Source organism: Labilithrix sp. (assembly GCA_019637155.1).
Lineage (GTDB): Bacteria > Myxococcota_A > Polyangia > Polyangiales > Polyangiaceae > Labilithrix.
The window spans coordinates 96,841-122,202 of record JAHBWE010000006.1; the positions used below are offsets into that span (position 1 = coordinate 96,841).

At 71.5% G+C, this 25,362-nt stretch carries 27 protein-coding genes and 1 pseudogene; 12 read left to right on the forward strand and 16 right to left on the reverse strand.

What is annotated here, in order from left to right; all coding sequences use genetic code 11:
* Nucleotides 1-9: 9 nt before the first annotated feature.
* Complete coding sequence (locus KF837_13775; protein MBX3228384.1) at nt 10-567, reverse strand: Uma2 family endonuclease; 558 nt, start codon at nt 565-567, stop codon at nt 10-12.
* Nucleotides 568-624: 57 nt separating this feature from the next.
* On the opposite strand from KF837_13775, the gene KF837_13780 reads away from it, so the two are divergent.
* Together KF837_13780 and KF837_13785 are read left to right on the forward strand one after the other, a co-directional pair.
* Nucleotides 625-1,539, forward strand: a complete 915-nt coding sequence (locus tag KF837_13780; GenBank protein MBX3228385.1) for an OmpA family protein — start codon at nt 625-627, stop codon at nt 1,537-1,539.
* Between the two features lie 2 nt (nt 1,540-1,541).
* On the forward strand, nt 1,542-2,369 hold the full coding sequence (locus tag KF837_13785; GenBank protein MBX3228386.1) for a hypothetical protein: 828 nt from the start codon (nt 1,542-1,544) through the stop codon (nt 2,367-2,369).
* Between the two features lie 21 nt (nt 2,370-2,390).
* Here the strand turns inward: KF837_13785 and KF837_13790 are convergent, their stop codons facing one another.
* From KF837_13790 to KF837_13815, 6 genes are all read right to left on the reverse strand, one after another.
* Nucleotides 2,391-3,536: a hypothetical protein gene (locus tag KF837_13790; protein MBX3228387.1), complete on the reverse strand. Its 1,146-nt coding sequence runs from the start codon at nt 3,534-3,536 to the stop codon at nt 2,391-2,393.
* On the reverse strand, nt 3,537-4,052 hold the full coding sequence (locus KF837_13795) for a hypothetical protein (GenBank protein ID MBX3228388.1): 516 nt from the start codon (nt 4,050-4,052) through the stop codon (nt 3,537-3,539).
* Nucleotides 4,053-4,092: 40 nt separating this feature from the next.
* On the reverse strand, nt 4,093-4,800 hold the full coding sequence (locus KF837_13800) for a glycosyltransferase family 4 protein (GenBank protein MBX3228389.1): 708 nt from the start codon (nt 4,798-4,800) through the stop codon (nt 4,093-4,095).
* Between the two features lie 719 nt (nt 4,801-5,519).
* The gene (locus KF837_13805) at nt 5,520-5,918 is read right to left on the reverse strand and encodes a 6-carboxytetrahydropterin synthase (protein MBX3228390.1); all 399 of its coding nucleotides are present in this window, start codon (nt 5,916-5,918) and stop codon (nt 5,520-5,522) included.
* 6 nt (nt 5,919-5,924) lie between these two features.
* Nucleotides 5,925-6,854 carry a hypothetical protein gene (locus KF837_13810; GenBank protein ID MBX3228391.1) on the reverse strand — a complete coding sequence of 310 codons (930 nt, stop codon included), beginning with the start codon at nt 6,852-6,854 and terminating at the stop codon, nt 5,925-5,927.
* The gene (locus tag KF837_13815; protein MBX3228392.1) at nt 6,851-7,660 is read right to left on the reverse strand and encodes a RibD family protein; all 810 of its coding nucleotides are present in this window, start codon (nt 7,658-7,660) and stop codon (nt 6,851-6,853) included. The genes KF837_13810 and KF837_13815 overlap by 4 nt, the downstream gene beginning before the upstream one ends.
* A gap of 3 nt (nt 7,661-7,663) precedes the next feature.
* Here KF837_13815 and KF837_13820 point away from each other — a divergent pair, with 3 nt between their 5' ends.
* The gene (locus KF837_13820) at nt 7,664-9,706 is read left to right on the forward strand and encodes a DnaJ domain-containing protein (protein ID MBX3228393.1); all 2,043 of its coding nucleotides are present in this window, start codon (nt 7,664-7,666) and stop codon (nt 9,704-9,706) included.
* On the opposite strand, the gene KF837_13825 is transcribed toward KF837_13820, so the two are convergent.
* Nucleotides 9,696-11,039, reverse strand: coding sequence for a 6-phosphofructokinase (locus KF837_13825; protein MBX3228394.1), 1,344 nt, complete (start codon nt 11,037-11,039; stop codon nt 9,696-9,698). The genes KF837_13820 and KF837_13825 overlap by 11 nt on opposite strands.
* On the opposite strand from KF837_13825, the gene KF837_13830 reads away from it, so the two are divergent.
* The 5 genes from KF837_13830 to KF837_13850 all read left to right on the forward strand — a co-directional run bounded on the left by KF837_13830 (nt 11,038) and on the right by KF837_13850 (nt 15,728).
* The gene (locus KF837_13830; protein MBX3228395.1) at nt 11,038-12,039 is read left to right on the forward strand and encodes an aldo/keto reductase; all 1,002 of its coding nucleotides are present in this window, start codon (nt 11,038-11,040) and stop codon (nt 12,037-12,039) included. The two genes, KF837_13825 and KF837_13830, sit on opposite strands and share 2 nt — an antisense overlap.
* On the forward strand, nt 12,036-12,833 hold the full coding sequence (locus KF837_13835; protein ID MBX3228396.1) for a phytanoyl-CoA dioxygenase family protein: 798 nt from the start codon (nt 12,036-12,038) through the stop codon (nt 12,831-12,833). The genes KF837_13830 and KF837_13835 overlap by 4 nt, the downstream gene beginning before the upstream one ends.
* 10 nt (nt 12,834-12,843) lie before the next feature.
* On the forward strand, nt 12,844-13,755 hold the full coding sequence (locus KF837_13840; GenBank protein MBX3228397.1) for a response regulator: 912 nt from the start codon (nt 12,844-12,846) through the stop codon (nt 13,753-13,755).
* A gap of 234 nt (nt 13,756-13,989) precedes the next feature.
* Nucleotides 13,990-14,955, forward strand: a complete 966-nt coding sequence (locus KF837_13845; GenBank protein ID MBX3228398.1) for a hypothetical protein — start codon at nt 13,990-13,992, stop codon at nt 14,953-14,955.
* A 50-nt stretch (nt 14,956-15,005) separates the two neighbouring features.
* The gene (locus KF837_13850; GenBank protein ID MBX3228399.1) at nt 15,006-15,728 is read left to right on the forward strand and encodes a septal ring lytic transglycosylase RlpA family protein; all 723 of its coding nucleotides are present in this window, start codon (nt 15,006-15,008) and stop codon (nt 15,726-15,728) included.
* Between the two features lie 64 nt (nt 15,729-15,792).
* Here KF837_13850 and KF837_13855 read toward each other — a convergent pair whose 3' ends face one another.
* On the reverse strand, nt 15,793-16,083 hold the full coding sequence (locus KF837_13855) for a cytochrome c (protein ID MBX3228400.1): 291 nt from the start codon (nt 16,081-16,083) through the stop codon (nt 15,793-15,795).
* A 61-nt stretch (nt 16,084-16,144) separates the two neighbouring features.
* Here KF837_13855 and KF837_13860 point away from each other — a divergent pair.
* A pseudogene (locus KF837_13860) lies at nt 16,145-16,348 on the forward strand (LysR family transcriptional regulator).
* 530 nt (nt 16,349-16,878) lie between these two features.
* Nucleotides 16,879-17,049, forward strand: a complete 171-nt coding sequence (locus KF837_13865) for a hypothetical protein (GenBank protein ID MBX3228401.1) — start codon at nt 16,879-16,881, stop codon at nt 17,047-17,049.
* 129 nt (nt 17,050-17,178) lie between these two features.
* Here the strand turns inward: KF837_13865 and KF837_13870 are convergent, their stop codons facing one another.
* From KF837_13870 to KF837_13890, 5 genes are all read right to left on the reverse strand, one after another.
* The gene (locus tag KF837_13870) at nt 17,179-18,117 is read right to left on the reverse strand and encodes a hypothetical protein (protein ID MBX3228402.1); all 939 of its coding nucleotides are present in this window, start codon (nt 18,115-18,117) and stop codon (nt 17,179-17,181) included.
* Between the two features lie 215 nt (nt 18,118-18,332).
* Entirely contained in the window at nt 18,333-19,436 is a 1,104-nt protein-coding gene (locus tag KF837_13875; protein MBX3228403.1) for a beta-lactamase family protein, read from the reverse strand.
* A gap of 58 nt (nt 19,437-19,494) precedes the next feature.
* Entirely contained in the window at nt 19,495-20,112 is a 618-nt protein-coding gene (locus KF837_13880) for a hypothetical protein (protein ID MBX3228404.1), read from the reverse strand.
* Nucleotides 20,109-20,474 (reverse strand): DUF2089 domain-containing protein, encoded by a 366-nt coding sequence (locus KF837_13885; protein MBX3228405.1) that lies wholly within the window; start codon nt 20,472-20,474, stop codon nt 20,109-20,111. The genes KF837_13880 and KF837_13885 overlap by 4 nt, the downstream gene beginning before the upstream one ends.
* A gap of 102 nt (nt 20,475-20,576) precedes the next feature.
* The gene (locus tag KF837_13890) at nt 20,577-22,232 is read right to left on the reverse strand and encodes a hypothetical protein (protein MBX3228406.1); all 1,656 of its coding nucleotides are present in this window, start codon (nt 22,230-22,232) and stop codon (nt 20,577-20,579) included.
* A gap of 79 nt (nt 22,233-22,311) precedes the next feature.
* Here KF837_13890 and KF837_13895 point away from each other — a divergent pair, with 79 nt between their 5' ends.
* Nucleotides 22,312-22,854 (forward strand): SurA N-terminal domain-containing protein, encoded by a 543-nt coding sequence (locus KF837_13895; protein ID MBX3228407.1) that lies wholly within the window; start codon nt 22,312-22,314, stop codon nt 22,852-22,854.
* Complete coding sequence (locus KF837_13900) at nt 22,851-23,963, forward strand: hypothetical protein (protein ID MBX3228408.1); 1,113 nt, start codon at nt 22,851-22,853, stop codon at nt 23,961-23,963. Before KF837_13895 ends, KF837_13900 begins: the two co-directional genes overlap by 4 nt.
* On the opposite strand, the gene KF837_13905 is transcribed toward KF837_13900, so the two are convergent.
* Both KF837_13905 and KF837_13910 read right to left on the reverse strand, forming a co-directional pair.
* A complete protein-coding gene (locus KF837_13905; protein MBX3228409.1) occupies nt 23,893-24,309 on the reverse strand; it encodes a DUF4156 domain-containing protein in 417 nt (138 codons plus the stop codon). The genes KF837_13900 and KF837_13905 overlap by 71 nt on opposite strands.
* A gap of 114 nt (nt 24,310-24,423) precedes the next feature.
* Nucleotides 24,424-25,344: a branched-chain amino acid ABC transporter permease gene (locus KF837_13910; protein ID MBX3228410.1), complete on the reverse strand. Its 921-nt coding sequence runs from the start codon at nt 25,342-25,344 to the stop codon at nt 24,424-24,426.
* Nucleotides 25,345-25,362: the final 18 nt, after the last annotated feature.

Consider the following 25,362-nt stretch of genomic DNA (forward strand, 5'->3'; position numbering starts at 1 on the left):
TCGGAAGGGTCAGCCGTAGATCTCGTCGACCGCGAGCTCGATACCGTGGAGGACGATCGTCTCGCCCGGGCCCGCGGTCTCGATGCTCCACCCGCGCTTGTCGCGCCGTCGGATCTCGATGCGGCGCTCGTCTTGCGAGACGAGGACGTACTCTCGAAGCGACGTGAGCTGCTTGTAGGCCTCGAACTTCACGCCCAGGTCGCGCGTCGCCGTCGAAGGCGAGAGCACCTCGACGATGATCTCGGGGTTCGTGATCGCCTCACCGAGGATCTTGTTCCTCCGCTTCACTGTGTACGTGCGAAGCGCCCCGCAGACGACGCTCGCGTCGGCCTGGCCATAGAACTGAGCCGCATCGACCCAGATGTCGGCGTTCGAGCCGAAGACGTCCGCGCCGAGCCGGAGCATGAGCAGCGAGCCGAGCCGCGCGCCGAGACGCGAGTGCTCGGGGCCGCCGCCGCCCATCGAGTAGACGATCCCGGCGCACCACTCGCGCCACGTTCCCGGCTCGGGCTCCATCTCGAGGAAGTCCTCGAGCGGCACGTATGGCTGGCTCCGCGCGACGGTCACGGGCCTCAGGATACCACCATGTACCAACCTCGACGTCTCGTAGTAGAGAGGGCGGTCATGCGAACCACGAACGCGCTGTCCCTCTTCGTGATCCTTGCTGCGCTCGGCGCCTGCGTCCCGAAAGGGAAGTACGACGACGCGCTGAGCCGCGCGGAGCAGGCCCGCGTGACGCACGAGAAGCAGGCGGCCGAGGCCGCGCGCACGATCGCCGCGCGCGACGCCGCGATCGCGCAGCTCGACGCGGACGTGAAGGCGCTCCAGGCGCGCTTCGACGCGCAGGAGAAGCAGCTCGCGGACGAGAAGCAGGGCGCGCAGGCGCTCCAGCGTCAGCTCGACGCCTCCACCGCCGAGAACGCGCAGCTCCGCAAAGAGCTCGAGCGTCTCGGGAAGAACGCCGACAAGCTCCTCCAGGAGAAGGGCACCCTCTCGAGCGCGCTCAACGAGGCGAAGGCGCGGCTCGAAGAGCTGCGGAAGGCGCAGGCCGCGGCCGACGCGCGCGCGGCGCTCTTCCACGATCTCGCGCTCAAGCTGCAGAAGATGATCGACGCGGGGCAGCTCCAGATCGTCCTCCGCGACGGACGGATGGTGATCCGCCTCGCGAACGACGTCCTCTTCGACACCGCGAAGACGGACATCAAGCCCGCCGGCGCCGGCGCGCTCAAGCAGATCGCGGGCGTGCTCAAGACGCTGAACGATCGGCGCTTCCAGATCGCCGGCCACACCGACAACGTGCCGATCAAGACGCCGCGCTTCCCGTCGAACTGGGAGCTGTCGACCGCGCGCGCGGTCGAGGTCGTCCACCTCCTCGTGAAGGAGGGGATGCGGGCGGAGGTGCTCTCCGCCGCCGGCTACGGCGAGTTCGACGCGGTGAGCCCGAACACGGACGACGCTTCGCGCCAGAAGAACCGCCGGATCGAGATCACGCTCCAGCCGAACATCGACGAGCTCGTCGCCGTCCCCGCCGCGAAGTAAACGTGCCGGCGGGGGAGATCGCGCGCCACTCCACGAAGGAGATCGTCGCGGCGCTCGCGGCGACCGACGCGCCGTGGTGGCTCCGCCGCGCGATCGCCCTCGGCGCCGCCCCCGCGAGCGCGCGGCTCGCGCGGCGCTTGCGCGCGTTCGACGCCGCGATCGCCGCGCGCGGCCTCGCCGCGGCGGCGCGATCGTTCCTCGACGCGATGGGCGCGCGCGTCACGGTGCTCGGCGCTCCGCCGCGCGGCGCGGCGCTCGTCGTGATGAACCACCCCGGCGCGTACGACGCGCTCGCGACGATGGCGGCGCTCGGGCGCGACGACGTCGTCTTCCTCGCGAAGGAGCGGCCGTTCCTCCGCGCGCTCCCGAACCTGCGCGCCCACCTCGCGTTCGTCGGCGGCGCGGCCGGACTGAAGGCCGCCGTGCGCTCTTTCGCGCGCGGCGGCGTCGTCGTGCAGCTCGGCGCGGGGGCGATCGAGCCGGACGCGCGCTTCGAGCGCGCCGCGGCGTCGGCGTCGTGGCCGCCGGGGAGCGGCCTCCTCGCGGAGCGCGCGGGGCGCGCGGGCGCGGCGGTGATCCCGGCGTTCGTCGCGGGCGTCCACTCTCCGCGGGCGAAGCGCCTCGCGATCGTGCGCTGGGCGGAGGCGCGCGGCATCAGCACGATCGGTCCTCTCATTCAGGCGACGGTGCCCGGCTTCCGCGACGTCGAGGTCACGCTCCACTTCGGCGCGCCGCTCACGCTCGACGTCCCTCCCGCGCGCGGCGCGCACGAGGCCCGCACCGCCCTCCTCCACGCCCGCGTCCACGCGCTCGCGCCGGTCGCTCGTTGAGCGGAGCTCACTGCTCACTGCTCACTGCCAGAGGCGAACGACGAAGCTCTTCGCGTCCCCGCCGGCGCTGGGGCGGAGCGAGCCGACGATGATGACGCTCTCATCGCGTTGAACGAAGGAGCCCGTCACGGTGGCGACCTCGTCGGCGGCGGCGATGTCCACCGTAAGGAGGCCGCCGGTCCCAAACGTCACGTCGCGCGCGCCGCTGGGCATGAGCCGCATGACGACGCCGCTGCTTCGGTCCTCGGACGCGCCCGCCGCGATGACCGTTCCGTCGGCGCGCGTGTGGACGGTCGTGACTTTGCCGCGGAACGACGCCACCGACGAGCCGCCGTCGCTCCCGTACGCCGGGTCGCGGGCGAGCGCGGAGTCGATGCGCTCGACGACGCCGAGCGGGGTCGAATCGAAGCCGAGGATGAAGCCCCCGTCGACGCCGTCGTTCATCGCGAGCGAGCTCGGCCCCGTCGTTGCGTTGAGGTCGCCGCTGTTCGTATGCAACGTGCCGTCGGGCGCGACGACGGCGATCGCGATCGGCTGATCGGTTCCACCGACCCGGCGGTACGCGTACCCGACCCTGCCGTCGGGCGCGACGACGAGGCGGGATCCGATCGAGAACGCCGCGCCGGTTGGGTTCTGCGCTATGGAGCGGACGCCGTTCGGCGCGTTGTACGTGCTGTCGAGCGTGCCCTCCGACGTCAGACGCAAGAGCCGGATCTCGCGCGTGCACGCGGCGCTGGCGCAGGTGTACGCCGCGAAGAAGGTGTTCGACGGTCCCGCTGCGATCTCGGCGAAGCGGCCGTCGGCGCTTCCACCGCCGGCGCTGGGGAGCACGCCGGCGTCTCCAGCCCACGACGGATCGTGCTTGCCGTCGGCCAGGAGCCGGACGATCGAGGTCCCCTGGAAGAGGATCCGGCCCGAAGTGTCGACGAGGAGATGCGGCGTGGCCGTGCAGTCGACGAAGGTGACGATCCCGTTCACGCCGAACGCCGGCTCGAGCGTTCCGTCCTCGTCGAAGCGGGCGAGGCGGCACGCGCCGTCCGCCGCGGTCGCCACCGCGAGGACCTTGCGGTCCGGCTGCGCGATCGCGGTGTCGAACGCGGCGTTCACCGCCCCCTTGACGACGCCGCCGCCGAAGGACATGTCGATCGAGCCGGAGGGTCCACGCACCTAGACGGGAAGGCGGACGGGCTCGGTCACGAGCTCGCCGGCGCCGATCGTGATCGTGTCGACCTTGCCTTGCGGCGCGTCGGCCGTGACGTCGACGACGATCGTCCCGTTCGTTCGATCGGCCGGGATGATGACCGGCGCGATGGTCGTCTTCGCGGGGACGCCGTCGAAGCGAAGGACCACCTCGCCGGCGACGCCGACGCGCTCGATCTGCACCGGGATCTCCGTCTTTTCACCCTGGATGACGAAGGTGCGCTCGCTCGGCGCCTGGATCCGGAGGAACGGCTTGGTGGGGGCATCCTGAGTCGCGTCGCCGGGGCTCGTGACGTCGTCCGAGCCATCCAAGTCGTTCGAGCCGCTCGAGCCGTCGGGGCCCGCCGGCGCGGACCCGCACGTCGCGGTCCGTTCGCAGTCGTCGTCCCCGCACGCCACGACGACGGCGGTCCCGGACATCACGAGGATGAGCGCGACGGCGGCGACACGAATAGAGCTACTCCCCTGATTGTGCTGTTTCATCCCCGGAGCGGACACGATAGCGGGGTGAGCGCCGTCCATGTCAACCCTCGCACAGGCGGCGGAAGGCGGCGATCGTCGTCGACCAGCGAGGCATCCGCGCGGACGCGGCGGCCGTCGCGAGCCGCGCGCGGAGGGGCGGATCGGAGGCGAGCTGCGCGAGCGCGCCGGCGAGCGCGTTCGTCAGGTCGTCGGTGCCGGAGCTGGCCACGAAGAGCACCGCGTCGGCGCACGGCGCGAGCGCTTCGGTCAGGCCGGGCGATCGCGCGGCGACGACGGGGAGGCCGGCCGCGATCGCCTCGGTCGCGGCGATGCCGTAGCCCTCGAGGGAGGAAGGCATCACCAGCGCGTGCGCAGACGCGAGCTCGCGCGCGAGCGTCGCGTCGTCGATCTCGTCGAGGAACGTCACGTCGCCGGACGCGGCTGCGGTGACGGCCGCCGCATACTCCACGTCGCGCGCGCGGCTTCCGGCGACACGCAGCGCAGCGCCCGGAGGAAGCATGCAGAATGCATGCACCAACTCGAGCACGCGCTTGCGCGGGACGACGGAGCCGACGAAGAGGAAGGTGACCCGCTCGGCCGGCGCACGCGGAAGCCGCGGGAGCCGATCGCTGCCGGGCACGATCACGTCGATCGCCGCTTCGATGCCCTCGCCGCGCAGTCGCTCCGCCGTCGTCACGCTCGTCGTCACCACCACATCCGCCGCCCGCACCGCCGCGAGCTCGATCACCCGCACCCGCGCCCGCTCCACCGCAGGCAGCTCCTCCTCCCAACACGACAAATGATGCACGACCAACACCCGCCGCCCCCCGTTTCGCGCGCGCCCCCCCAGCCGCGAAAAAGGGCCCCCAGAAGCGGCCGCGCAAGCGGACGCGAACCCCCCCGAGCGCCCCGCACGAGGGCCATATCTGGGTTGACCCGTCAGCGCGAACCCCCAACGTAGAAAAAGGGCCCCAGAAGCGGCCGCGAAAGCGGGCGCGAAGCGCCCCGAGCGCGAAGCGCGAGGGCCGTGTCTGGGGTGGGGTGTCGGGGCAAAGCCCCGACGTTGACAAGCGGCCCCAGAAGCGGCCGCGCAAGCGGGCGCGAAGCGCCCCGAGCGCGAAGCGCGAGGGCCGTGTCTGGGGTGGGGTGTCGGGGCAAAGCCCCGACGTTGACAACCGGCCCCAGAAGCGGCCGCGCAAGCGGGCGCGAAGCGCCCCGAGCGCGAAGCGCGAGGGCCGTGTCTGGGGTGGGGGTGTCGGGGGCAAAGCCCCCGACGTTGAAGAAAGACCACCGCGAGCTCGCGGAAGCAGAGCTCGTCGCCGACGAGCACGTCCGCGCCCGCGACGCGCGCCGCGAGCGCGTCGATCGACTCGCCCGGCGCGATCGCGACGACGTCGACGCAGTCCAGTCCACGGGCGACGATCGCGTCGTAGATCGTCCCGCCGGTGCGCGCGTCGAGGCCGCCGTAGACGATCCACGCGATGCGCGTCACAGCGCGCGCTCGAAGCTCGCCCACGCGACCGGCGACTCGCGCAAGAGCACGCGGAGGCGCGCGGCGCCGGCCGGTTTGCCGTCAGCGGGGAGCTTCCCGATCTCCTTCGCGAGCTCGCTCGCCACGTGCTCCGCCACGCGCTCCGTCGTCGACGTTCGACCCGGGAACGCGGGATGATCGTCGAGGTTCGTGTAGTCGAACGACGCGAGCACCGCGCGGAGGATCGTGCGGAGCGCGCCGATGTCCATCACGACGTGATGCTCGTTCAGCGCGGGCGCGTGGACCTCCGCCTCGACCGCGTACGTCGCGCCGTGGAGCCGCTGCGCCGGGCCGAAGGTCGGGTCCGCGAAGCTGTGCGCGATCATCACGTGGTCCGAGACGCCGACGGTGAACATCGCTCCTCAATACTCGAAGACGCGGCACGGCGGTGCGTCGTCCGCGCCCGCCGCGAGCTCCGCGTAGACCGCGCTCGCCTCCTCCGTCCCGAACCGAACCGGCGGCGCGACGAGCGCGTCGAGCGCGGGATCGCCCAGGAGCGAGGACACGAGATCGAAGCGGCGGTCGAACGTCCAGCCTGCGCGGAGCCGCGGCGGGATCGAAGACACCTGGCTCGCGACGAGCCGCAGGCGGCGGCGATGGAACGCGTCGCCGAGGTCGATCGCCGCGCGGCGCCGTCCGTAGAACGACGCCACGACGACGCGCGCCTCGGGCGCCGCGATCGCGATCGCGGCGTCGAGCGCCGCCGGATCGCCGGTCGCCTCCACGACGAGGTCCGCCGCGTCCGATCTGGACGCGACCGCCCGCACGAGCGCCGCCGCCGCCGCGCGCCGCCCCGCGCGAGGCTCCACGAGCTCGACGTCGACCCCGCTCCGCGCGAGGAGCCACGCCGTGAGCGCCCCGACGACGCCGCCGCCGAGCACGACCGCGCGCTCGCCGAGCACCGGCTCCGCGTCCCACACGCACGTGATCGCGGTCTCGAGGTTCGCCGCGAGCGCGGCGCGCGTCGCGGGGACGTCCGCGCGCATCGCGCGAAGACGATCGAGCGCGACGACGTGCGCGTCGCCGTGCGGGAGGAGCCCGAACACGCGGGCGCCGGTGTCCTCGCGCTCGCCGATCCACGCGTAGCCGTAGCGGCTCGGATAGCTCGCGGCGCCGAGCGACGGATCGAACACGGCCGGCCCCTCGTCGAGGTAGAGGAGGAGCTCGGTGCCCTGGCTGATCGCGGACGCGAGGCCCCGCACGCGCACCTCGCCGGGGCCCGGCTCCGGGAGCTCGATCTCGCGCACGGTGACCGCCCTTGCTCCTTCGAAGAAGAGCGCCCGCGTCTTCATTCGTTCACCACGCGCCCGCGGACGAGGACGTTCGCGCCGAGGCGGACGACCTCGACGTCGGTGAGGCGCGGCGGTCGTTCGAGCGCGCCGACGAGCGGGACGCCCGGCGCGCCGAGGAGCGACATCGCGAGCTCGACCTCGAGCACGTCGACGAGGCGCGCGCGGAAGAAGGACGTGAGCACGCGCGAGCCTCCTTCGACGAGGAGCCGCCGCACGCCGCGCGCGGCGAGGCGATCGAGGACCGGCGCGAGCGCGACCATGCCGCTCTCGTCGGCGGGGACGAGCGCGACCTCGGCGCCGCGCGCGCGGAGCGCCTGCTCGGCGCCGCTCGACGCCCGACCTTCGGCGCCGAACACGAGCACGGGCCCTCGCTCGTCGAAGAGCCGCGCGCGCGCGGGGACCTCGAGCGCCGACGCGAGGACGACGCGGAGCGGCTGGGTCGGCGCGGGCGCGTCGTCGGCGGTCCGCAGCGTGAGGCGCGGATCGTCGATCCGCACGGTGTCGCTCCCGACGAGGACCGCGTCGTGCTCCGCGCGGGCCGAGTGGGCCGATCTCCGACCTTCGGGCGTGCTCAGCGATGTCGGCGCGCGGTCGATGGCAATGCGACCGTCCAGCGACGCCGCCACGTGCACGGTCACGGTTACTCGTGTCGGCCTCCCCACGTCGTCCCATTGTAGAGAGGATTCGTCAGGAAAGTTCGCATTCGCCTGGGAGAGGCCGTGTAGACTTCGGGGTCGAGCGCGATGCAAGGTCCGCTGCCCGCACCGACGGCAACGGGGTCGTTCGTCAAGACCCCGTTCCCCCATCTGATGGTCTACGCCCTCGAACGGAGGCTGACGGGGACCTTCGAGCTGTCGCGCGGCGCGATCTCGATGGCGACGATCCTCGTGATGGGCGGCTGCCCCGCGAAGATCCGCACGAGCGATCCGGTGCACTTCCTCGGGAACGTGCTCCTCGAGCTCGGGATGATCACGCCGGCCCACCTCCAGGCGTCCCTCGCGCAGATGCAGGGGAGGCTCCAGGGCCAGGTCCTCCTCCAGATGAACGCGATCGACGCGGCGCGCCTCGACGCGGGCCTCCGCTCGCAGGTCGAGCGCAAGGTCGAGCACCTCTTCGGCCTCTCGACCGACACGACGTTCGCCTATTACGACAACGTCGATCTGCTCCAGCAGTACGGCGGCCCGCCGACCCCGATCGATCCGTTCCCCGTCCTGTGGCGCGGCTGCCGCGAGCAGCCTGCGTTCGAGCACGTCGACGCCACGTATCGCCGCGCCGGCGCCGCGCTCCTCCGCGTCGCGCCGACCGCGCAGATCGAGCGGTTCGCCTTCACGCCGCAAGAGCGCGAGGCGGTCGAGATGCTGCGCCACCGCCCCGCGCGCGCGGTGGACGTCGCGGGCATGCTCGGCCCGCGCCTCGGTCAGACCCTCGTCTACTTCCTGATGATCATGAAGCAGGTCGATCTGATCGACGGGACGCAGCCGATGGCGCCCGCTCAGGCCGCCCCCGCTCCGGCCCCCGCGGGTCCGCCGCCTTCGGCGCCCGGCAGCGCGCGCCAGATCGCCGCCGCCGCCCCCGCCGCCGCGGCGCCGCCCCAGCAGCAGATCGCGCGCGTCCAGCTCCAGCGTCAGGCCGCGCCCGGCCGCGGGCCGATGGTCGTCGAAGAGGTCGCGACGCCGTCGGCGCGTGACGATCGCGCCGCCCCACCGAGCGGCGCGCCACCGACGAGCGGCGCGTTCGGCGCGAGCGCGTTCGGCGCAGCACCACCGAGCAGCGGCGGCGGCGCGTTCAGGCCGCCCACGCCCCCGCAGGCGATGAGCCCGGCGCCGGCCCCCGTCATCTCCGCGCCGGCCGTGCCGGCGGGTCCGCTCGACATCGGATCGATGATCGTCCAGACGATCCAGCAGTCGAACGCGCCGCCGGCGATGCCCAGCGCCGCGCCGGCGCCGGCCTCCGCCCCGGCGGTCCCCGCCGCCGCAAAGGTGCCGAGCGTCGAGATGCCGGCCGTGGAGCCCGTCGCCGACACGTCCGCGAACGACAAGAACCTCACCGCCGAGCAGCGATCGCTCAAGCAGAAGATCCTCGACCGCGCGGCGACGATCACGGGGCAGGACTACTTCCAGATGCTCGGCGTCGATCGCGACGCGTCGACGGAGCAGATCCAGAAGGCCTTCTTCGGCCTCGCGAAGGTGTGGCACCCCGATCGTCTCCCGCCCGCGCTCATCGACGTGAAGGACGCGTGCAGCAAGGTCTTCACCCACCTCACCGAGGCGAACCAGACCCTGAGCGATCCTGGCAAGCGCCAGGACTACCTGAAGCTCCTCAAGGAGGGCGGCGCGACGCCGGAGGACCAGCAGAAGATCCAGGCGATCCTCGAGGCGGCGCAGGAGTTCCAGAAGGTCGAGTTCCTCCTCAAGCGAAACCCCACCGATCCGCAGGCGCACGAGCTCGTGCGCCGCTGCGTCCAGCTCGACGACGAGCAGGTCGACTACCTCGCGACGCTCGCGTGGCTCGACGCGCAGAAGCCGGAGTGGCTCAGCCGCGAGAAGACGCTCGAGAAGGCGATCATCCTCGATCGCTGCATCCAGAAGAACCCGAACTGCGAGCGCGCCTACTTCTACCGCGGCATGCTCTACAAGCGCGCCGAGGAGTTCAGCAAGGCGCTCAAGGACTTCAAGAAGGCGGCGGAGCTCAACCCGCGCAACCTCGACGCGATGCGCGAGGTCCGCCTCCACAACATGCGCGGCGGTCAGAACAAAGGCGCCGTGTCCGGCCCCGGCCGTCCCAGCGCCGCGCCCGCCGCCGCGCCGGCCGAGAAGATCGGCGGCTTCCTCGGCAAGCTGTTCAAGAAGTAGGGCGCGCCGCGCGCATCGGCGAGAGGCTCGGCTTCTGCACCTCCGCCGCGCCGAGGTGGCCGAAGCGCGCGGTGAAGTCCACCGGCTTCATGTTCGCCGCCTGCGCGAGGCGCGAGAGCTCCACCGTGTCGGCGAAGTCCGCCTCCTTCAGGCGCAGCATGTAGCTCCGCGCGATCTTGTAGCGGTCGGACTCGATGTCGACCATGCGGACGCGCATGCGGCCCGTGGTCGGGTCCATGATCTGATCGAACGGCACCGGCACGAAGCGGCCGCGCTGCATGCTGATGAGGGCGCGGTCGCCGCCTTCGATCACGTAGCGCGCGGCGCAGTAGCCGAGGTCACGCGTGTATTCTGCATCGAATGGGATGGGGTCCGCGCAGCGGAGCTCGTAGCCGATGTTCTTCGGCACGATCGTGGTCTTGATCGCGAGCTTCTTGAGCTCCTTCTGCACCGCGAGCTTCACGATGTTGCCGAAGTCGACCTCCGCGATGCGGATGTGCCCGTGCTCGTCGCGCTCGACTCCCTCCATGCCCTCGAGGTCGGCCGGATCGATGACCTCGACGAGGCCCTCCGCGAGGACCGCGACGCCGTCGGGGCGGCCGTGCGAGATGCGCTTGATGATGGCGCCGCACAGCGTGTCGACGACCTCGGAGAGCCGCACCCCGTTCTTTCCCGCGTGGGGGGTGAACTCCTCCGGCACGAGCGAGAGCGTCGCGCCGGCGGCCTTGCCGATGCCGAGCGCGAGGTGGCCCGCCTTCCGGCCCATCGCGATGACGAAGTACCAGCGCGAGGTCGTCTTCGCGTCGACCATCAGGTTCTTCACGATCTCGGCGCCGATGTGGCGCGCGGTCTGGAACCCGAAGGTGTAGACGTCCTGCGGCAGATCGAGGTCGTTGTCGATCGTCTTCGGGACGTGGACGACGCGGAGCTTGCCCTTCGACGCCTTCGCGAGCTGGGACGCGCTGAAGCAGGTGTCGTCGCCGCCGATCGAGACGAGCATGCCGACGCCGAGTCGATCGAGCGCGTCGAGCGCGTTCTGCATGTTCTTCGGGTTCTTGGTCGGGTTCGCGCGCGCGATGCCGAGCATCGAGCCGCCGCGGAAGTGGATCCGGCTCGTGTCCGCGATCGACAGCGGGACCACGCGCGAGGTGTCGCCTTCCATGAGCCACTTGTAGCCGTCCATGATCCCGAGGACCTCGACGCCGGAGAGGACGGCGCGGATCGTCGCGGCGCCGATCACGCTGTTGATGCCGGGCGCGGGACCACCCCCGACGAGGATGGCGAGCTTGTCGTCTGTCATGAGCGGGCGCCATCGTAACGCGTGACTAGGCATGGCTCCATGGCTACCGTTCCGCGCCGTGAAGACGGTGCTCGAAGAGGTGTCGAAGCGACGTGAGGCTGGGAAGAACGCGCCGGCGTGTCTCGGCGCGATGAACTTCGGACGCCGCACCGACGAGGCGGAGTCGAAGCGCATCATCGCGCGCGCGCTCGAGCTCGGCGTCCGTCACTTCGACACCGCGAACGCGTACGTCGACGGCGCCTCCGAGCGCATCGTCGGCGAGGCGCTCGCCGGCAAGCGCGAGGAGGTCGTGCTCGCGACGAAGTGCGGCTTCGGCCGCGTCGACGGCAAGCCGGAGGGCCTCTCGCGCGAGCGGCTCTTCGCCGCGATCGACGAGAGCTTGAAGCGGCTCGGGACCGACTACGTCGACGTCTACTACCTGCACGTCCCCGATCACGCGACGCCGATCGAGGAGACGCTCGACGCGGTCCTTGAGCTGATCGACAAGAAGAAGATCCTCGCGTGGGGGATCTCGAACTACGCCGCGTGGCAGGTGCTCGAGATGATCCGGCCCGCGCGCGCGGGCCTCCCCAAGCCCGCGATCGCGCAGCACCTCTACAACGTCCTCATTCGCGAGCTCGACGTCGAGTGGTTCTCGTTCGCGCGCAAGTACGAGGTCCACACCACGGTGTACAACCCGCTCGCGGGCGGTCTCCTCGCGGGCAAGCACCTTCGCGACGGCTCCACGCAGAAGGGCTCGCGCTTCGACAAGAACAAGCTCTACCAAGGGCGCTACTTCACCGACGCGATGTTCGATCGCGTCGACGCGCTCGCCGACGTCGCGAAGGCGGAGGGCATGAGCGTGCTCGAGCTCTCGTACGCGTGGCTCGCGGGCGCGCCCGGCGTCGACTCGATCCTGCTCGGCCCCGGCTCGGTGCAGCAGCTCGACGAGGGCCTCCAGGCGTGCCGGCGCGGGCTCTCGCCGGAGGTGCGCGGCATCGTCGACGCGCTCCATCGCGCCTGGATGGGCACCGACGCGCACTACGTTCGATGACCCTCGCGCTCACCGACGACGCGATCGACGCCGCGGTGGCGCACTACCGCGAGCATGGTTGGGCGCGCCTCGGGAAGCTCGTCGACGGGGAGCGCCTCACGCAGCTCCGCGCGCGCGCCGACGCGATCATGCTCGGCGAGGTCACGTATCCGGGCCTCTTCTTCCAGCACGACTCCGAGAGCGGCCGCTACGAGGACCTCGAGTACGGCAAGGGCTGGAAGGGTCCGTCCCTCGCGTATCGGAAGGTGGAGAAGCTCGAGCTCGATCCGCTGTTCTGGGCGTGGATCCGGAACGACGAGTTTCGACGCGTTGCGGCACGGGTGTACCCCGGGCAGGACGTCTCGCTCTACCGCGCCTTCCTCATGAACAAGCACGCGGGCGGCGGCTCGAACCTCCCGTGGCATCAGGACGGCGGCTCGTTCTGGGGCCTCGACCGCGATCCAACGCTGCAGATATGGACCGGCCTCGACGACGCGCCGGAGGGGGGAGGCTGCGTCGAGGTCGCGCCGCGGAGCCACCTCGCGGGTCTCGCGACGCCGCTCGGCGGGGTGGTCCCGGCCGAGAAGCTCGACGCATTTGGTGCAGAATACAAGGCGTTGCCGATCCCGACCGAGGCCGGCGAGGTCCTCCTCATCCACAATCATGTCTGGCATCGATCGGGCCGGACGACGCCGGGACACCCGCGGCGAGCCCTCTCGGTCTGCTACATGGACGGACGCACAGCGTGCCGGCGCCGGAAGCGAGCGCCCCGGACTTTTGTCCAGGTTTTCGCGGCTGAAGGCCCCACATGCTAATGTCGTTTTCGTGATCTCTGGGCGCGTCCTCGTCATCGACGGAGACGAGTGGACCAGCCAACTTCTCGTGCGCGGTTTACGCGAGAAGGGCTACACCGTCGACTCGTGCACCGAAGCCATGCCGGGCTTCCGGAAGGCGTGCGAGACGATCCCGGACTGCATCGTCCTCGCGCCTGAGCTTCCGGACATCGACGGCGCGTGGGTCGCGCGCCGGGTGCGCACGGAGTCGGGCCCCATCTCGCGGGTGCCCATCCTCTTCGTGGGTGAGCTCACGGAGCCGACGCTCCGCACCCAGACGCTCAACGTCGGCGCGGACGTCTTCCTCTCCCGTCCGATCTCGAACGACGAGGTGATCGCGCAGGTCGGCGCGCTCCTCGCGATGGCGCGGCGCCACGGCGGCGGCGGCGGCGAAGCGGAGGGCCAGGCGCCGTCGACCGCGGCCGCGATCCGCGGCGACCTCTCGGCCTTCCCGCTCGCGAGCATGCTCATGATGTTCGAGATGGAGCGGCGGAGCGGCCAGATCGAGGTCACCGCGCAGAACGGCAAGCGCGCGACGATCACGATGAACGGTGGCCTCTTCGCGAGCACGGAGATCGGCGGCCAGCAGCGCCCGGCGCTCGAGACGCTGCGCGAGGTCCTCTCGTGGCGCGCGGGCCGCTTCTCGTTCGCGACGAAGGAGAGCGGCGCGCTCCCGGCCGCGCGCGCGTCGATCGGCGCGCTCGTGCTCGAGGCGATGCGCCTCGAAGACGAGGAGAAGGAGCAAGCGCTGGAGATCGACACGGACGACCTCATCGAGGAGGACCCGTTCGGAGGCATGCCGTCGCCGAGCATGCTCCCCGCCCCCGCCCCGAAGCCCGAGCCCGCCAAGGCGGAGGCCCCCCGCGCCGCCGCTCCCCGCCCCCGCGCCGGCGGCTCGCGCTGATCGCCGCCGTCGCACGAACAGCTCTGGGTCTAGCTCGATGCCGACCTTGCCGTGCGCCGGCGGCTCGCGCTGATCTCCGCCGTCGCACCATTGACGCCGCTGCGTTGAACGGCCGGCCTTTGGTGTATCGCCGTATCGCCGATACACCTCCGCGGGGCGTACGATGTTTTGATGTGATTTCAGCGAGATGTGATGGATGAGGTGGCTGGCACGACCCACGCAACCGTGGCTGCCATGAAGACTCCCTCGAACCGTCCGTTCTCTCTCGGGATGCGACAGGTGCTCTCCCTCGCGGCCGCCGCGACCGCGTTCTGCCTCACGACCCACGCCCTCGCCGACGAGACCCCGAGCACCCCCGTCGAAGCCCCTGCCGCCGCGTCGAATAGCCCGCCCGCTCCGGTCGAGGCTCCGACGCTCGAGCAGGCTGATGCTGCGTCGCCGGTCGAGCCTCCGGTGGCGCCTGCTCCGGTGACGTCTGGTTCGACGCTCGAGCAGGTCGCGTCGCCGGTCGAATCGGCGGTCGCGCCGGCGCAGGCACCCGCACCCGCACCCGCGCCCGCGACGTCGGCGTTCGCGGCGATGGCGGGGTTCGAGGTGCCGTCGCTCGGGCTCGCGCCGCAGAAGGATCGCGCCTCTGCGGCGCCGTCGTCGGACGCGCCGAAGAGCGAGACGCTCCGCATCGGAGGCATGATGGGCGTCGGCTTCCCGCGTCCGTTCGCGGTCGAGGCGTTCGCGAAGTACAAGCGGGTTGTCGGGGTGGGTGCAGAATACAGTTTCATGCCCGACGCCACGATCATGGGCACCGACGTGAAGTTCCGCGGTGTGGCGGCCGATCTCCGCCTCTTCCCTTTCAAGGGCGGCTTCTTCGTCGGCGTCCGCGGCGGCAAGCAGTGGCTCGAGGCGAAGACGACGCTCACGATCAACCGCGGCGCGCTCGGCACCTACACCGAAGGTGCGGCCGCGAGCACGTGGTTCGTGAATCCGCGCGTCGGCTACCTCAAGACGTGGGACAACGGCATCACGGTGGGCATCGACGCCGGCGTGCAGATCCCGATCGGCCCGAGCTACGAGCGTCAGATCTCCGGCTCGAGCTACGGCGTCGACACGGGCGCGGACAAGGCGCTCGCGACGGTGGCGAACGTCCTCGGCAACAAGACGACGCCGACCATCGACCTCCTCCGCGTCGGCTTCATGTTCTGACCGCCTGCGGACGATGGGCTGCGGCGGCGGAAGCTGCTACGCAAAGTACAGTGAGCCGCTCGTCGTCCGTCCGCCTCGCCGCCGTGCTTGCCCTCGCGCTCGTGCCGCTCGTCTCCGCCTGTGGTGACGATCCGGCGGCGACGAGCGACGGCGTGGTCGACGAGTCCGGCGGCGAGACGCCGGCCGCTGCCGACGACGCCGGCGCGAGCGAGCCGCAGGCCGAAGACGAAGAAGGGAGCCTCCCCGTCGGAACGACGCTGCGTACGACCGCGCGCCTCAACTTCCGTGAGGGACCTTCGACCGACGCGCGGATCATCCGCACGCTCCCGATCGGCACGCTCGTGACCGTGATCGAGAGCGCGCCCGACAACGGGTTTTATCGCGTGCGTGTCGACGGCGAGGAGGGCTGGGTCCACGGCAACTACGTCCAGTCGTCGACGGCGGTGCCGGAGAGCGAGGTGCCGGCGGAGCCCGAGCCGAAGCCGACGGGACGCGTCGAGACATGCAAGGCTTCGTACTACGCGTCGGGCTCGCGGACTGCGAACGGCGAGCGCTTCGATCCCAACGGCCTGACCGCGGCGCACAAGACGCTCCCCTTCAACACGAAGGTCCGCGTCACGAACACCGCCACGGGCGCGAGCGTCGACGTTCGGATCAACGATCGCGGCCCGTACGCCGGCGGCCGCTGCATCGATCTCGCGCGCGGCGCCTTCACGCGCATCGCCCCGACCAGCCAGGGCGTCGCGAACGTGCGCGTCGAGGTCTTGCAGTAGGCGGCGGCAGGAGCGTGCCGGCCGCTTGAGCGCGCCGGCGGCTGGAGCGCGCGCGGTCGCCGGTTTACCGCCCTCGCGCCGCGAGCACGTATTGGAGCGCGGCGTCCGTATCCGCCGGCGTCAGCGATGCTTTTCGTCCCATGTCGTCCATCACCGCCGGCCACTTCGCCGCGCCGACCGCGCCGAGATCGGGGTAACCGTGACATCCGTTGCACTTGGCCGCAAAGACCTCGCGGCCGCGCGCGAGCGCCGGGACCTCGAGCTGGGCGGCGGTCAAGGTCGGGGGCGCGGCGGTCGTCTTTGGGTAGCAGCCGGCGAGGCCGCTCAAGGAGAGGATGAGGACGCTCCACTTCATCCGTCCAGCATGACCCGTGCGCGGCTGGTGTGGTGTTGCTTAGTTCGATACAGGTTGTTTCATGCACGCAACACCGAGCGTCGCGCCGGACCTCCTCGTCGCCTTCGTCGCCGTCGCCGATGCCCTCAGCTTCTCGCGGGCCGCGCGCCGCCTCGGCGTCTCGAAGGGGACGGTGAGCCGGAAGATCGCGCGCCTCGAGGAGGTCGCCGGTGTCGAGCTCGTCCGTCGCACGACCCACCACGTCGTGCTCACCGCCACCGGTCGCGAGCTTCACGAGCGAGCCGGCGCGCCGCTGCGCGCGCTCGGAGCGATCCTCGGCGAGCTGCCCAACCGCGACGCGGAGCTCTCGGGCGTCGTCCGCGTCACCGCGCCGGTCGCGCTCGGGGTGACGGTCCTCGCCGACGCCGTCGAGCAGTTCTGCCGGCGCCATCCTGCGGTGAGCTTCGACCTCCGGCTCTCCAACGAGCACCTCGACCTCGTCGCGCACGGCGTCGACGTCGCGGTCCGCGTCGCGGGTGGACGCCTCCGCGACTCGGGCCTCGTCGCGCGCCGGCTCGGAGCGGTGGGCGCCGGCTTCTACGCTTCGCCGGACTACGTCGCGCGTCGCGGCGAGCCACGCGTACGCGGTGAGGAGGGGCACGATTGGCTCGCGTTCGCGCCGCGCGAGGCCCGCGAGCGCACGACCAAGCGCGGCGCGAGGTACCGCGTCATGGTCGACGACTACATCGTCCTCCGCGAGCTCGTGCGCCGCGCGTCGGCGTCGGCCCACTCGCGGACGTCTTCGCCGACCCACTCGTGCGCGACGGCTCGATCGTGCGCGTGCTCGAGGCGGAGACCACGCCGGCGGCGGCGCACGTCTACCTCGTCGTGCCGTCGCATCGCGCCGTCCCGCGCCGCGTCGAGGCCTTCCGCGACCACCTCGTCCGGAGCTTCACCCCGCGCCGCGCCCCGGGAAGCTCCCCATGAGCCCCGCGCACGAGCCCGCGCTCGCGCCGCTGCGAACGACCCGACGTCGTCGCGAACGACCGCGACGTGGCTGCGAACGAATCGGTGTCGTCGCTCGCGATGCTCTCGCTTCGGGCGACCGCGTCGGGTCTACGCTTCGGCGCGTCGAGAGCGGCGGTGTGCGCCGAGGAGCGCGAGGGCGCCGAGCGCGAGGAGGGGGAGCCCGCCGTCGGTGCGCGCGCGCGTCGTGGAGCAGCCCGCGTCTTCTTCCGAGGTGGTCGGCGTCGTCTTCGCGTCGGGCGTCGTCGTCGTCGCGGGCGGGGGCGTCGCGGTGGGGCGCAGGCTCTCGCAGTCGACGTCGACCTCGAGCGACTCCGAGGGCAACGTGACGTCGGTGCCGACGACCGCGCCGCCGACGTCGAACCGGAAGCGGCCCTTGGCGTTGCACGGAACGCGGAAGGAGCGGATTGGAACCTGCTCCGCGACGACGTCGCCTGCGCGCAGCGCCTCGACCTCCTTATGGCCGCTCGCGTGCGTCAGCGTCTCTTCGAGGCGGACGAGCGGAAGCACCGCGTCGAGCGCGGGATCGAGATCGAGCGAGATCGTGACGGCGACGGTCTCCACGCTGTAGTTGTCGCCGCACGTGTCGCCGCCGTGGTCCGGCGCGCGCAGCTGCTTGGTGACCGAGAGCGTGCCGAGCTTCGCCGGCGCCGTGAACGCCGCGGTCCCGACGGTGAAGCGGACCTCGCTCCACGTCCCGTCCATGACCAGACTGCAGTCCGTCTGCGTGCGGAGCAGGTACTCGCCGGGCGCGAGCGGCGCCTCGGTCTCGAGGACGCCCTCGCTCCCGTCGCCGACGTTGCGTCCGGTCGCGGTCACGCGCGTGGAGCCGAGGAAGAGCTGCGCGGGCTCGTCGTCCTTGCCCATCGCGGGGATCTGGCGGACGCCGCTCGGGATCGTGCGCCCGCCGAGGCCGGTCGCGACGGCGGAGCGGCACTGGGCGAGGCTGCATGCGCGGGCGTCCCGCGCCGGGAGGGCGAGCGCGAGAGGGACGCCGGCGAGGACGAAGAAGAGCAGGGTCGGACGCATCGCGAGACGCATCGCACCCGACGTGCCACCACGCAGACACGGGCTTTCTCGAGGGGTTCTTCCCCGCGTTCCGGGGCGCCGCGATCGCGCGTGGCACAGTCTGCGCCGGGCACGCCGCCGAGCGCCGCGTCGACGATCGCGTCGTGCCGTCGCGGAGCGCGCGCGAGCGCTGGCAGATCCGCTCGATGTAGACTGCATACACCAAGCGGCATCGCTCAGCTCGCGGTGAGCGCGGTGATCGCGGCGACGAGGATCGAGTTGCCGTTGCCGCGATCGCTCATGACCGTGCCGAAGACGGTCGCCTTGCGCTCGGGGAAGTAGAGGCCCCACGAGTGGTAGCCCATGATGTCGCCGCCGTGGCCGATCGCGGGGCCGAGGCCGCCGGTGAGCTCGCCCGCGGTGAGGAACACGCCGAGGCCGTAGGAGAGGCCGGGCTGCGGCGTCGCGACCGGCTTCGTGAGCTCCGCTTGCAGCTTCGGCGAGAGGAGCGCGCCGGAGCCGAGGAGCTCGACGAAGCGCGCCATGTCCGGCGGCGACGCGACCATCGCCCCCGCCGCCCACGCCCACGACGGGTCGTGGTGCGCCGTGACGTCGACGCCGTGCTTGTTGAAGCCCGGCGCGAGGAGGCCGGTCACGTTCTCTTCGCCGTCGAAGAAGGTCTCGTTCAAGCCGTTGGGGACGAGGATGCGCTCGCGGATCGAGGCCGCGATGGGCTGACCGTCGACCTTCTCGATGAGCATCCCGGCGAGGAGGTAGTTGGTATTCGAGTACCTCCAGCCGGTGCCGGGAGCGAAATCAGCCGGCTGCGTCGCGACGAAGGCGAGCAGCTCCTGCTCCGTATAGGCATGTCCGGGGCTCGTCGCCAGCGAATGCCAGAACGCGGTCGTGGCCGTGTAATTGGGAATCCCGCTCGTGTGCTGGAGGAGCTGGCGCACGGTCGCGCTCGCGGCGAAGGCCGGCGCGTCGGGGAGATAGGTGTCGAGGCGCGCGTCGAGCTCGATCTTGCCTTCGTCGACGAGGCGGAGCACGACGACGGAGACATAGGACTTCGTCACGCTGCCGATGCGCACGAGGCGATGCTCGTCGAGCTGCGACGGACCGACGGTGTGGAACGTCGAGCCGCACGCCGTCTTCGTCTGCATGACGAGGTCCCAGCTCTCGTGCGGGATCTGCGAGAGCGCGGCGCCAAAGCGCGCTTCCTCGGCCGCGCAGGCGTCCTCCGCTTCGATCGCGTTCGTGTCCGTCGCGACGTCGGAGGAGGCGGCCGTGCAGCCGGTAACGAGGAGAACGACGGAGGCGATCGCAGCAATCGATTTCATGACAAAGGTCTCCTGTGCGGCTGCTCTAAGCCGAATATGGAAAGGGCCTGAATGGGCGTTAGTGAGCGAACGAAATGACGATTTTGGCGAGGACCTCGGCGCCGACGATGGCGCCGACGAAGCCGGCCGCGAGGCGGCCACCCGAGGCGCCGGTCGCCGTGCGAAATCCGATGACGAGCAAATAGACTTGCGCCGCGAGCCCGACGAGGACGAGGGAGATCGCGGCTTTGCCGACGAGCGTCGAGGTGTCGAGGAGGGCGACCGGGATCGCGCAGACGACCGACGGCACGCGCGCGAGCCCGACGGTGGCGAGCATGTCGATGGGGCGGACGCCGCGCGACAGGACGCGACCCGCGATCCAGAAGACGGCCGCGGTGAGCGGGAAGGCCGCGAGCTGATCGACGACGACGGTGCGCACGTCGAGGCCGTTCTTCGCCGAGACGACGTCGAGGACGCCCGGGAAGCGGACGCCGAGCCCCATCATCGCTGCGGCGCCGGCGCTCGCGAGGAGGCCGGCGACGGCGAGGGCACCTGCGCTCCAGCGGACGAAGGGATCGAACCCGCCGGTCCCGACGAGCGGCGGCGGCTTCACGCTCGCGAGGAGGCGCTCCGCGTCGGCCTCACCGATCGCGTTCTTGCGCGCGAGCTCCTTGATGCGCTCTTCGGGCGTGCTCATAGCCCGACCTTCTTCAGCTCCTCGGCCGCCGCTTCGGCGGTCAGCTTCCCGTTCTCGAGCGCGTCGAGGATCGCGTGGCGCTTGGCGTCGACGCCCTTCTCGAGCCTCTCGAGCTTCGCGAGGATGTCGTCGAGGCGGTTCCGCACCGTGGGGTAGCTGACGCCGAGCTGCTGCGCGATCGCCTTGAGGCTCCCGCTCGCCCGCACGAACGCGGTGACGAACGCGAGGTCGTCGGCCGCGAGCTGGAGGAGCGCCGGGATCTCGAACTTGCCCTCGAGCGCGGTCCCGCACGACCGGCAGGTGAGCCGCGTCGCGAGGAGATCCCCTTCGCAGCTAGGGCATCGAACGACCAGCCGAGGCATGCCGGCTTTCTAATCCGAGCTTGAACAAAGTCAAAGCGACGATGAATAATGTTGATCTATGGGCAATAAAAACTCCGTAAGTCAGCGATTTCGCGTGGCCTCTCAGTCGCGCGCCGCTGCGTAGGCGTCGCGCGCGCGCTTCGTCGCCGTCGTCCACCCCGCCGGGGCGGGGGCGCGGCGGAGGCCTTCGTTCGTGAGGATGAAGACGGGCGGCGGCCACGGCTTGCCGTCGTCACCGCGCGTGAGGACGATCGCCGCGCGCGTCGCGTCGAGCGCGGCGACGCGGACGCGACCGAACGTCGTCATCGGAACCTGCCGGAGCGCGCCGCGCTTCCAGATCGCGGCGACGTGCGTGCGGCCCCACGTCCCCACCTCGTATTCGGTGCCGACGATGACCGTCTCCTCTTCGCCGTCTCCGTCGAGATCGACGTTCGGCCCGAGCTCGAGGTCGTAGATGTGGTGGTACTCGGCGACCCACTGCGAGCGCGTGCTCGCGATCGAGGTCGCCGGCGCGTTGGGGCGAAGGACGTAGAGCTCCGTCGTCGCCATCGGCTCGAAGTACGCCTCTTCCGCCCACGTCACGAGCGCGAGGGTGCCCTCGCCGGTCATGCAGCCGTACGTCACGGCGACGGGCACGACCATGTCCGCGAAGCGCGCGTCCGCTCGCGCCTGGACCGCCGCCTCGCGCTCGCGCTTCCACGCGTCGCGCGTCTCCGCCGGCAACGCCGGACACGAGCCCGCGCGCGGGCGCGGGAGCGCGTCCCAGATCGGATCGTCTTCCGTCGACTCCGGGAACGTCGCGTCGAGGAACCCGCGCGGCGTGATCGGCGCCTTCGGGTCGCGCCACGACGCCTTCGTCGACGCCCTCCGCTTCGCGAGGACGTGCGCGGCGAGCGCCGGCGCCTCCGCGTCCGTCGCGCCGAGGAGCCTGATCCTTCGCTCCCATCGAGCGGCGTCGAGCTCGCGGAGGTCTTCGTCGCACGCCTCGCTCGCGTAGCGGTGCTTCGCGAACGCGAGCTCCCGCGCCTCGAGCTTCGGCGCCTCCTCCGCGACCGGTCCGGACGGAGCGAGGCGGACGACGGTGAGGTCCTCGGACGGGAAGAAGTCCGGCTCGACCCCGTCGGCCGGGACGACGCGCAGCAACGAGCGTCCTCCTTCCGTCCTGACCTGGAGGTCCGAGCCGCGCATGAGCGTGCGCGTGAACGAGACCTCGCGCTCGGGGAACCACGCCGTCCAGGTGCACTCGCGCGCGTACAGCGGCCTCGTCGTGCAGCGCCGTGTCAGCGGCTCCGGCTTCCCGTCGCCGTCGAAGTCGGCGCGTTCCATCACGCTCTCCTCACGTACGACGCGCGGAGCTCCCGCGGTCGGGACGAAGGCGAGGAAGCCGACCGAGCCCGACTGGACGTCCTTGGGATCTTCCGCCCACGCCTCGACGAGGTGACCGCCGCGGACGGGATCCACGTGATGGACCTCCAGCCGCTCGCCGCGCAGCCGCGCCGGAACGAGCGGCCGCACGCGCTTGGCGAAGGCCTCGGCGACCTCGGGCTCGAGGCGGTCCTCGCGCGGGAACGACGACTCCGTCGGCGGGAACGCCTTCGCGTCGGCGGCGCAGAGCTCGCGGAGCCGCGCTTCGGGATCGGCGGCCTTCGGCTGCGGCGCGATCGGGGCCGGGGGAGGAGGCTCCGCCGGCGTCGGCGCAAGCGGCGCCGCGCGGCACGACGCGAGCGCTGCGATCGCGAAGAGGCCTGCCGCTCGCATCCGAGGTTTCATACAACGCCGCGCGCGTCTTCGCTCTTCCTTCCCTCGGTCGGCGGCGGCGTTGCGATAACGTGGGTGGATGCGTCCATCGCTCGTCCGACTCGTCGCCGTCGCGGCCTTGCTCGTTGCGGGGCAAGCCGCCGGGCATCCCGGCCCCAAGGTCCTCGACGCGGTCGTCGCGTCGGTCGGTCAACGGCCGATCCTCTGGTCGGAGGTGCTCGGTCGTGCGCTCCCGTCCTTGCAGGAGCTGTCGCCCGACAAGCGCGCGGCGGCGAGGGACCGGATCCTCGCGCAGTCGCTCGAGCGGCTGATCGAGGAGCGGCTGATCGAGGTCGACGCCGCGCTCTTGCGCATCACGATCGAGCCCCACGAGGTCGACGACGGCCTCGCGCGGATCCGGCAGGACAACCACCTCACCGACGCGGAGCTCGCGCAGGAGCTCGCGAAACGCGGCCTCTCCCAGCAGGACTACCGTGACGAGATCCGGCGTCAGATCCTCGAACAGAAGTGGACGCAGCGCCGCCTCGTCCCGGCGATGACCGGCTCGGTGACCCAAGCCGAAGCGCGCAAGTCTCGCCTCGAGCAGCTCCGCGCCGACGTCGACGTCGAGGTGCGGAAGTGAACCGTGCGCTCGGCGCGTTCGCGCTCTCGCTCGTCGCGCTCGGCGGCTGCAAGGAGGCCGCGACGCCGGTGCGCGCGTCGGCCGTCCCCGTCGGCGCGGTCGCGAACGGCCCCGCCCCGACCGTCCCCGGGCCGTGCGCGCTTCCCAACGAGGCGGAGGCGCTCGCGCCGGAGGACGCGACGGACCGACCGATCCGTGCGATCTGCATCCACGGTGTCCCCGCGACGATGAAGCAGGACGTCCTCGCGTATCTCCGCGAGAAGCCGGGCCATCTCTACCGCGCGAGCAACCTCTCGAGCGACGTCCGCGCGCTCTACGACAGCGGCTTCTTCCGCTGGGTGACCGTCACCGCCGCCCCCGCGGGCACCGGCCTCGATCTCCACTTCGAGCTCACGCCCCGCCCCGTCATCCGCGCCGCGACGATCGAAGGCGCCGACCGCATCGCGCCCGATCCGGAGCAGCCGATCGCGAAGGTGGGCGCCTTCTACTCGAAGGCGACCATGACGGCGAGCGCGCGCGCGTTGCGCGAGCGCTACGTCGCCGAAGGCTTCGACGAGGCGGCGGTGGAGACGACCGTCTCGCCCGAGACGCCGGCGGGTGTCGACGTCCACGTCACGGTGAAGGAGGGCACGCGTACGACCGTCGGCGCGCTCGCGATCGCGGGTGCGTCGCCGGCGTTCGAGGCCGCCATCCGGAAGCTCCCCGAGCTCGCGTCCGGCGCGCCGCTCGGAGCGAAGCCGCTCGGCGAGGCCTACCAGCGGGTGGAGCAGCTCTTCGCGGATCGCGCGTACTACGGCCGCATCGACCTCGAACGTGGAGCGCGCGGGCCGGACGGATCGGCGCCGCTGACGCTGACGATCGACGCGCGAGGACCTTTCCGCGTCGGGAAGGTGGCGATCGCCGTCGATCCCGCGCTCGATCGCGATCTCGCGAAGGCCCTCCAGATGAAGAGCGGCGACGTGGCCGAGCGCGCGCGCATCCGCGCCGGCATCGAGCGCGTCAAGGACACGTTCCGCGCCCGCGGTCGGAGCGAGTCGCTCACCATCGAGCCGACGATGGATCCGTCGCGAAAGATCGTCGATCTGACGATCGAGCTCGAGCGTCCGTAGCGACGGCGGGGTCCGAGCAGCGGTAGGCGCGGCCGCCGAAGGACGCCGAGCGGACGGACCCGAAGTACACGCCGTACTGCGGCTTGCCGACGTAGACGTAGTCTGCGCCCAAGGCGCCCGCTTCGTTCCGCACGTCGTCCAGCGCGGCGCCGACGAGGGCGTCGCCGTCGACGAACTGGCCCGTGACCTGGCCGCCGGCGCGTCCTTTCACCTCGCCGAGCGCGGTGCAGCTCGGCGGCGGCGGCATCTCGCTCGCGGTGACGCGGGCGCCGGCGGGAGAGATCGGCTTCGTCGCGCAGGCGGTCAGCGCAACCGCGGCGAGGAGGAGGAGAGAGCGCGTCGGCATCCCGTCTTCGACAGCAATCGCCGTGCCGCCGGCGCACGTCGCTCGTCCCGCGTGGGAGCGAGCGCGCGTGAACCGCGGGCTACGACAGCGTCGCGAAGATCGCGCCGGTCGCGATCAGACCTTCTCGGCGCGGGTCGAGCCGAGGAGGCCGGCGGGGCGGGCGAGGAGCACGCCGATGAGGACGGCGAAGACGAGGACGTCGGCGCCGCCGGAGTAGTCGGTGAGCTTCACGAGCTCGCCGATGACGCCGATGAGGAGGCCGCCGAGCATCGCGCCGGTGATGCTCCCGATGCCGCCGAGGACCGCGGCCGCGAACGCGCGCGTGCCGATGATGATGCCCATCGTCGGATACACCTGCGACTGATCGAGGCAGAAGAGCACCGCGCCGAGCGCGGCGAGCCCGGAGCCGAGCGCGAACGTCATCGAGATGACGCGCGACGTGCGGATCCCCATCAAGCGCGCCGCCTCCTCGTTCGCGCTGAGCGCGCGCATCGCCTTGCCGAACCACGTGCGCTTCACGATCAGCTCGAGCGCGACCATCACGACGATCGAGACGACGAGGATGAGGATGCGCGAGCTCGAGATGCCGCCGATCGGCGGGATGCTCGCGAGGACCTGCGGGTAGGGCCGCACCTGCGGGCTGAAGAGCAGCTGCGCGACGTTCTGGAGCAGCACCGACGTCCCGAGCGCGGTCACGAGCGGCGTGATCCGCGCGAGCGCGCCCCGGCCGCGATGGCGGAGCGGGCGGTACGCGACGCGCTCGACGACGACGCCGAGGGCCGCGGCCGCCATCATCGCGAGCACCGTCGCGAACATCACGGCGACGACCGGGTGGTCGCCGAGGAAGCCGAGCGTCCCGGGGCGAACGAGCATCCCGTCGACGAGGTGCGGCGTCCCCATCAGCACCGCGAGCAGGATGAGCCCGAAGTAGGCGCCCATCATGAAGACCTCGCTGTGCGCGAAGTTGATGAGCCGGAGGACGCCGTACACCATCGTGTAGCCGAGCGAGACGAGCGCGATCATCGCGCCCTGCATGACCCCGGTGAGCAGCGC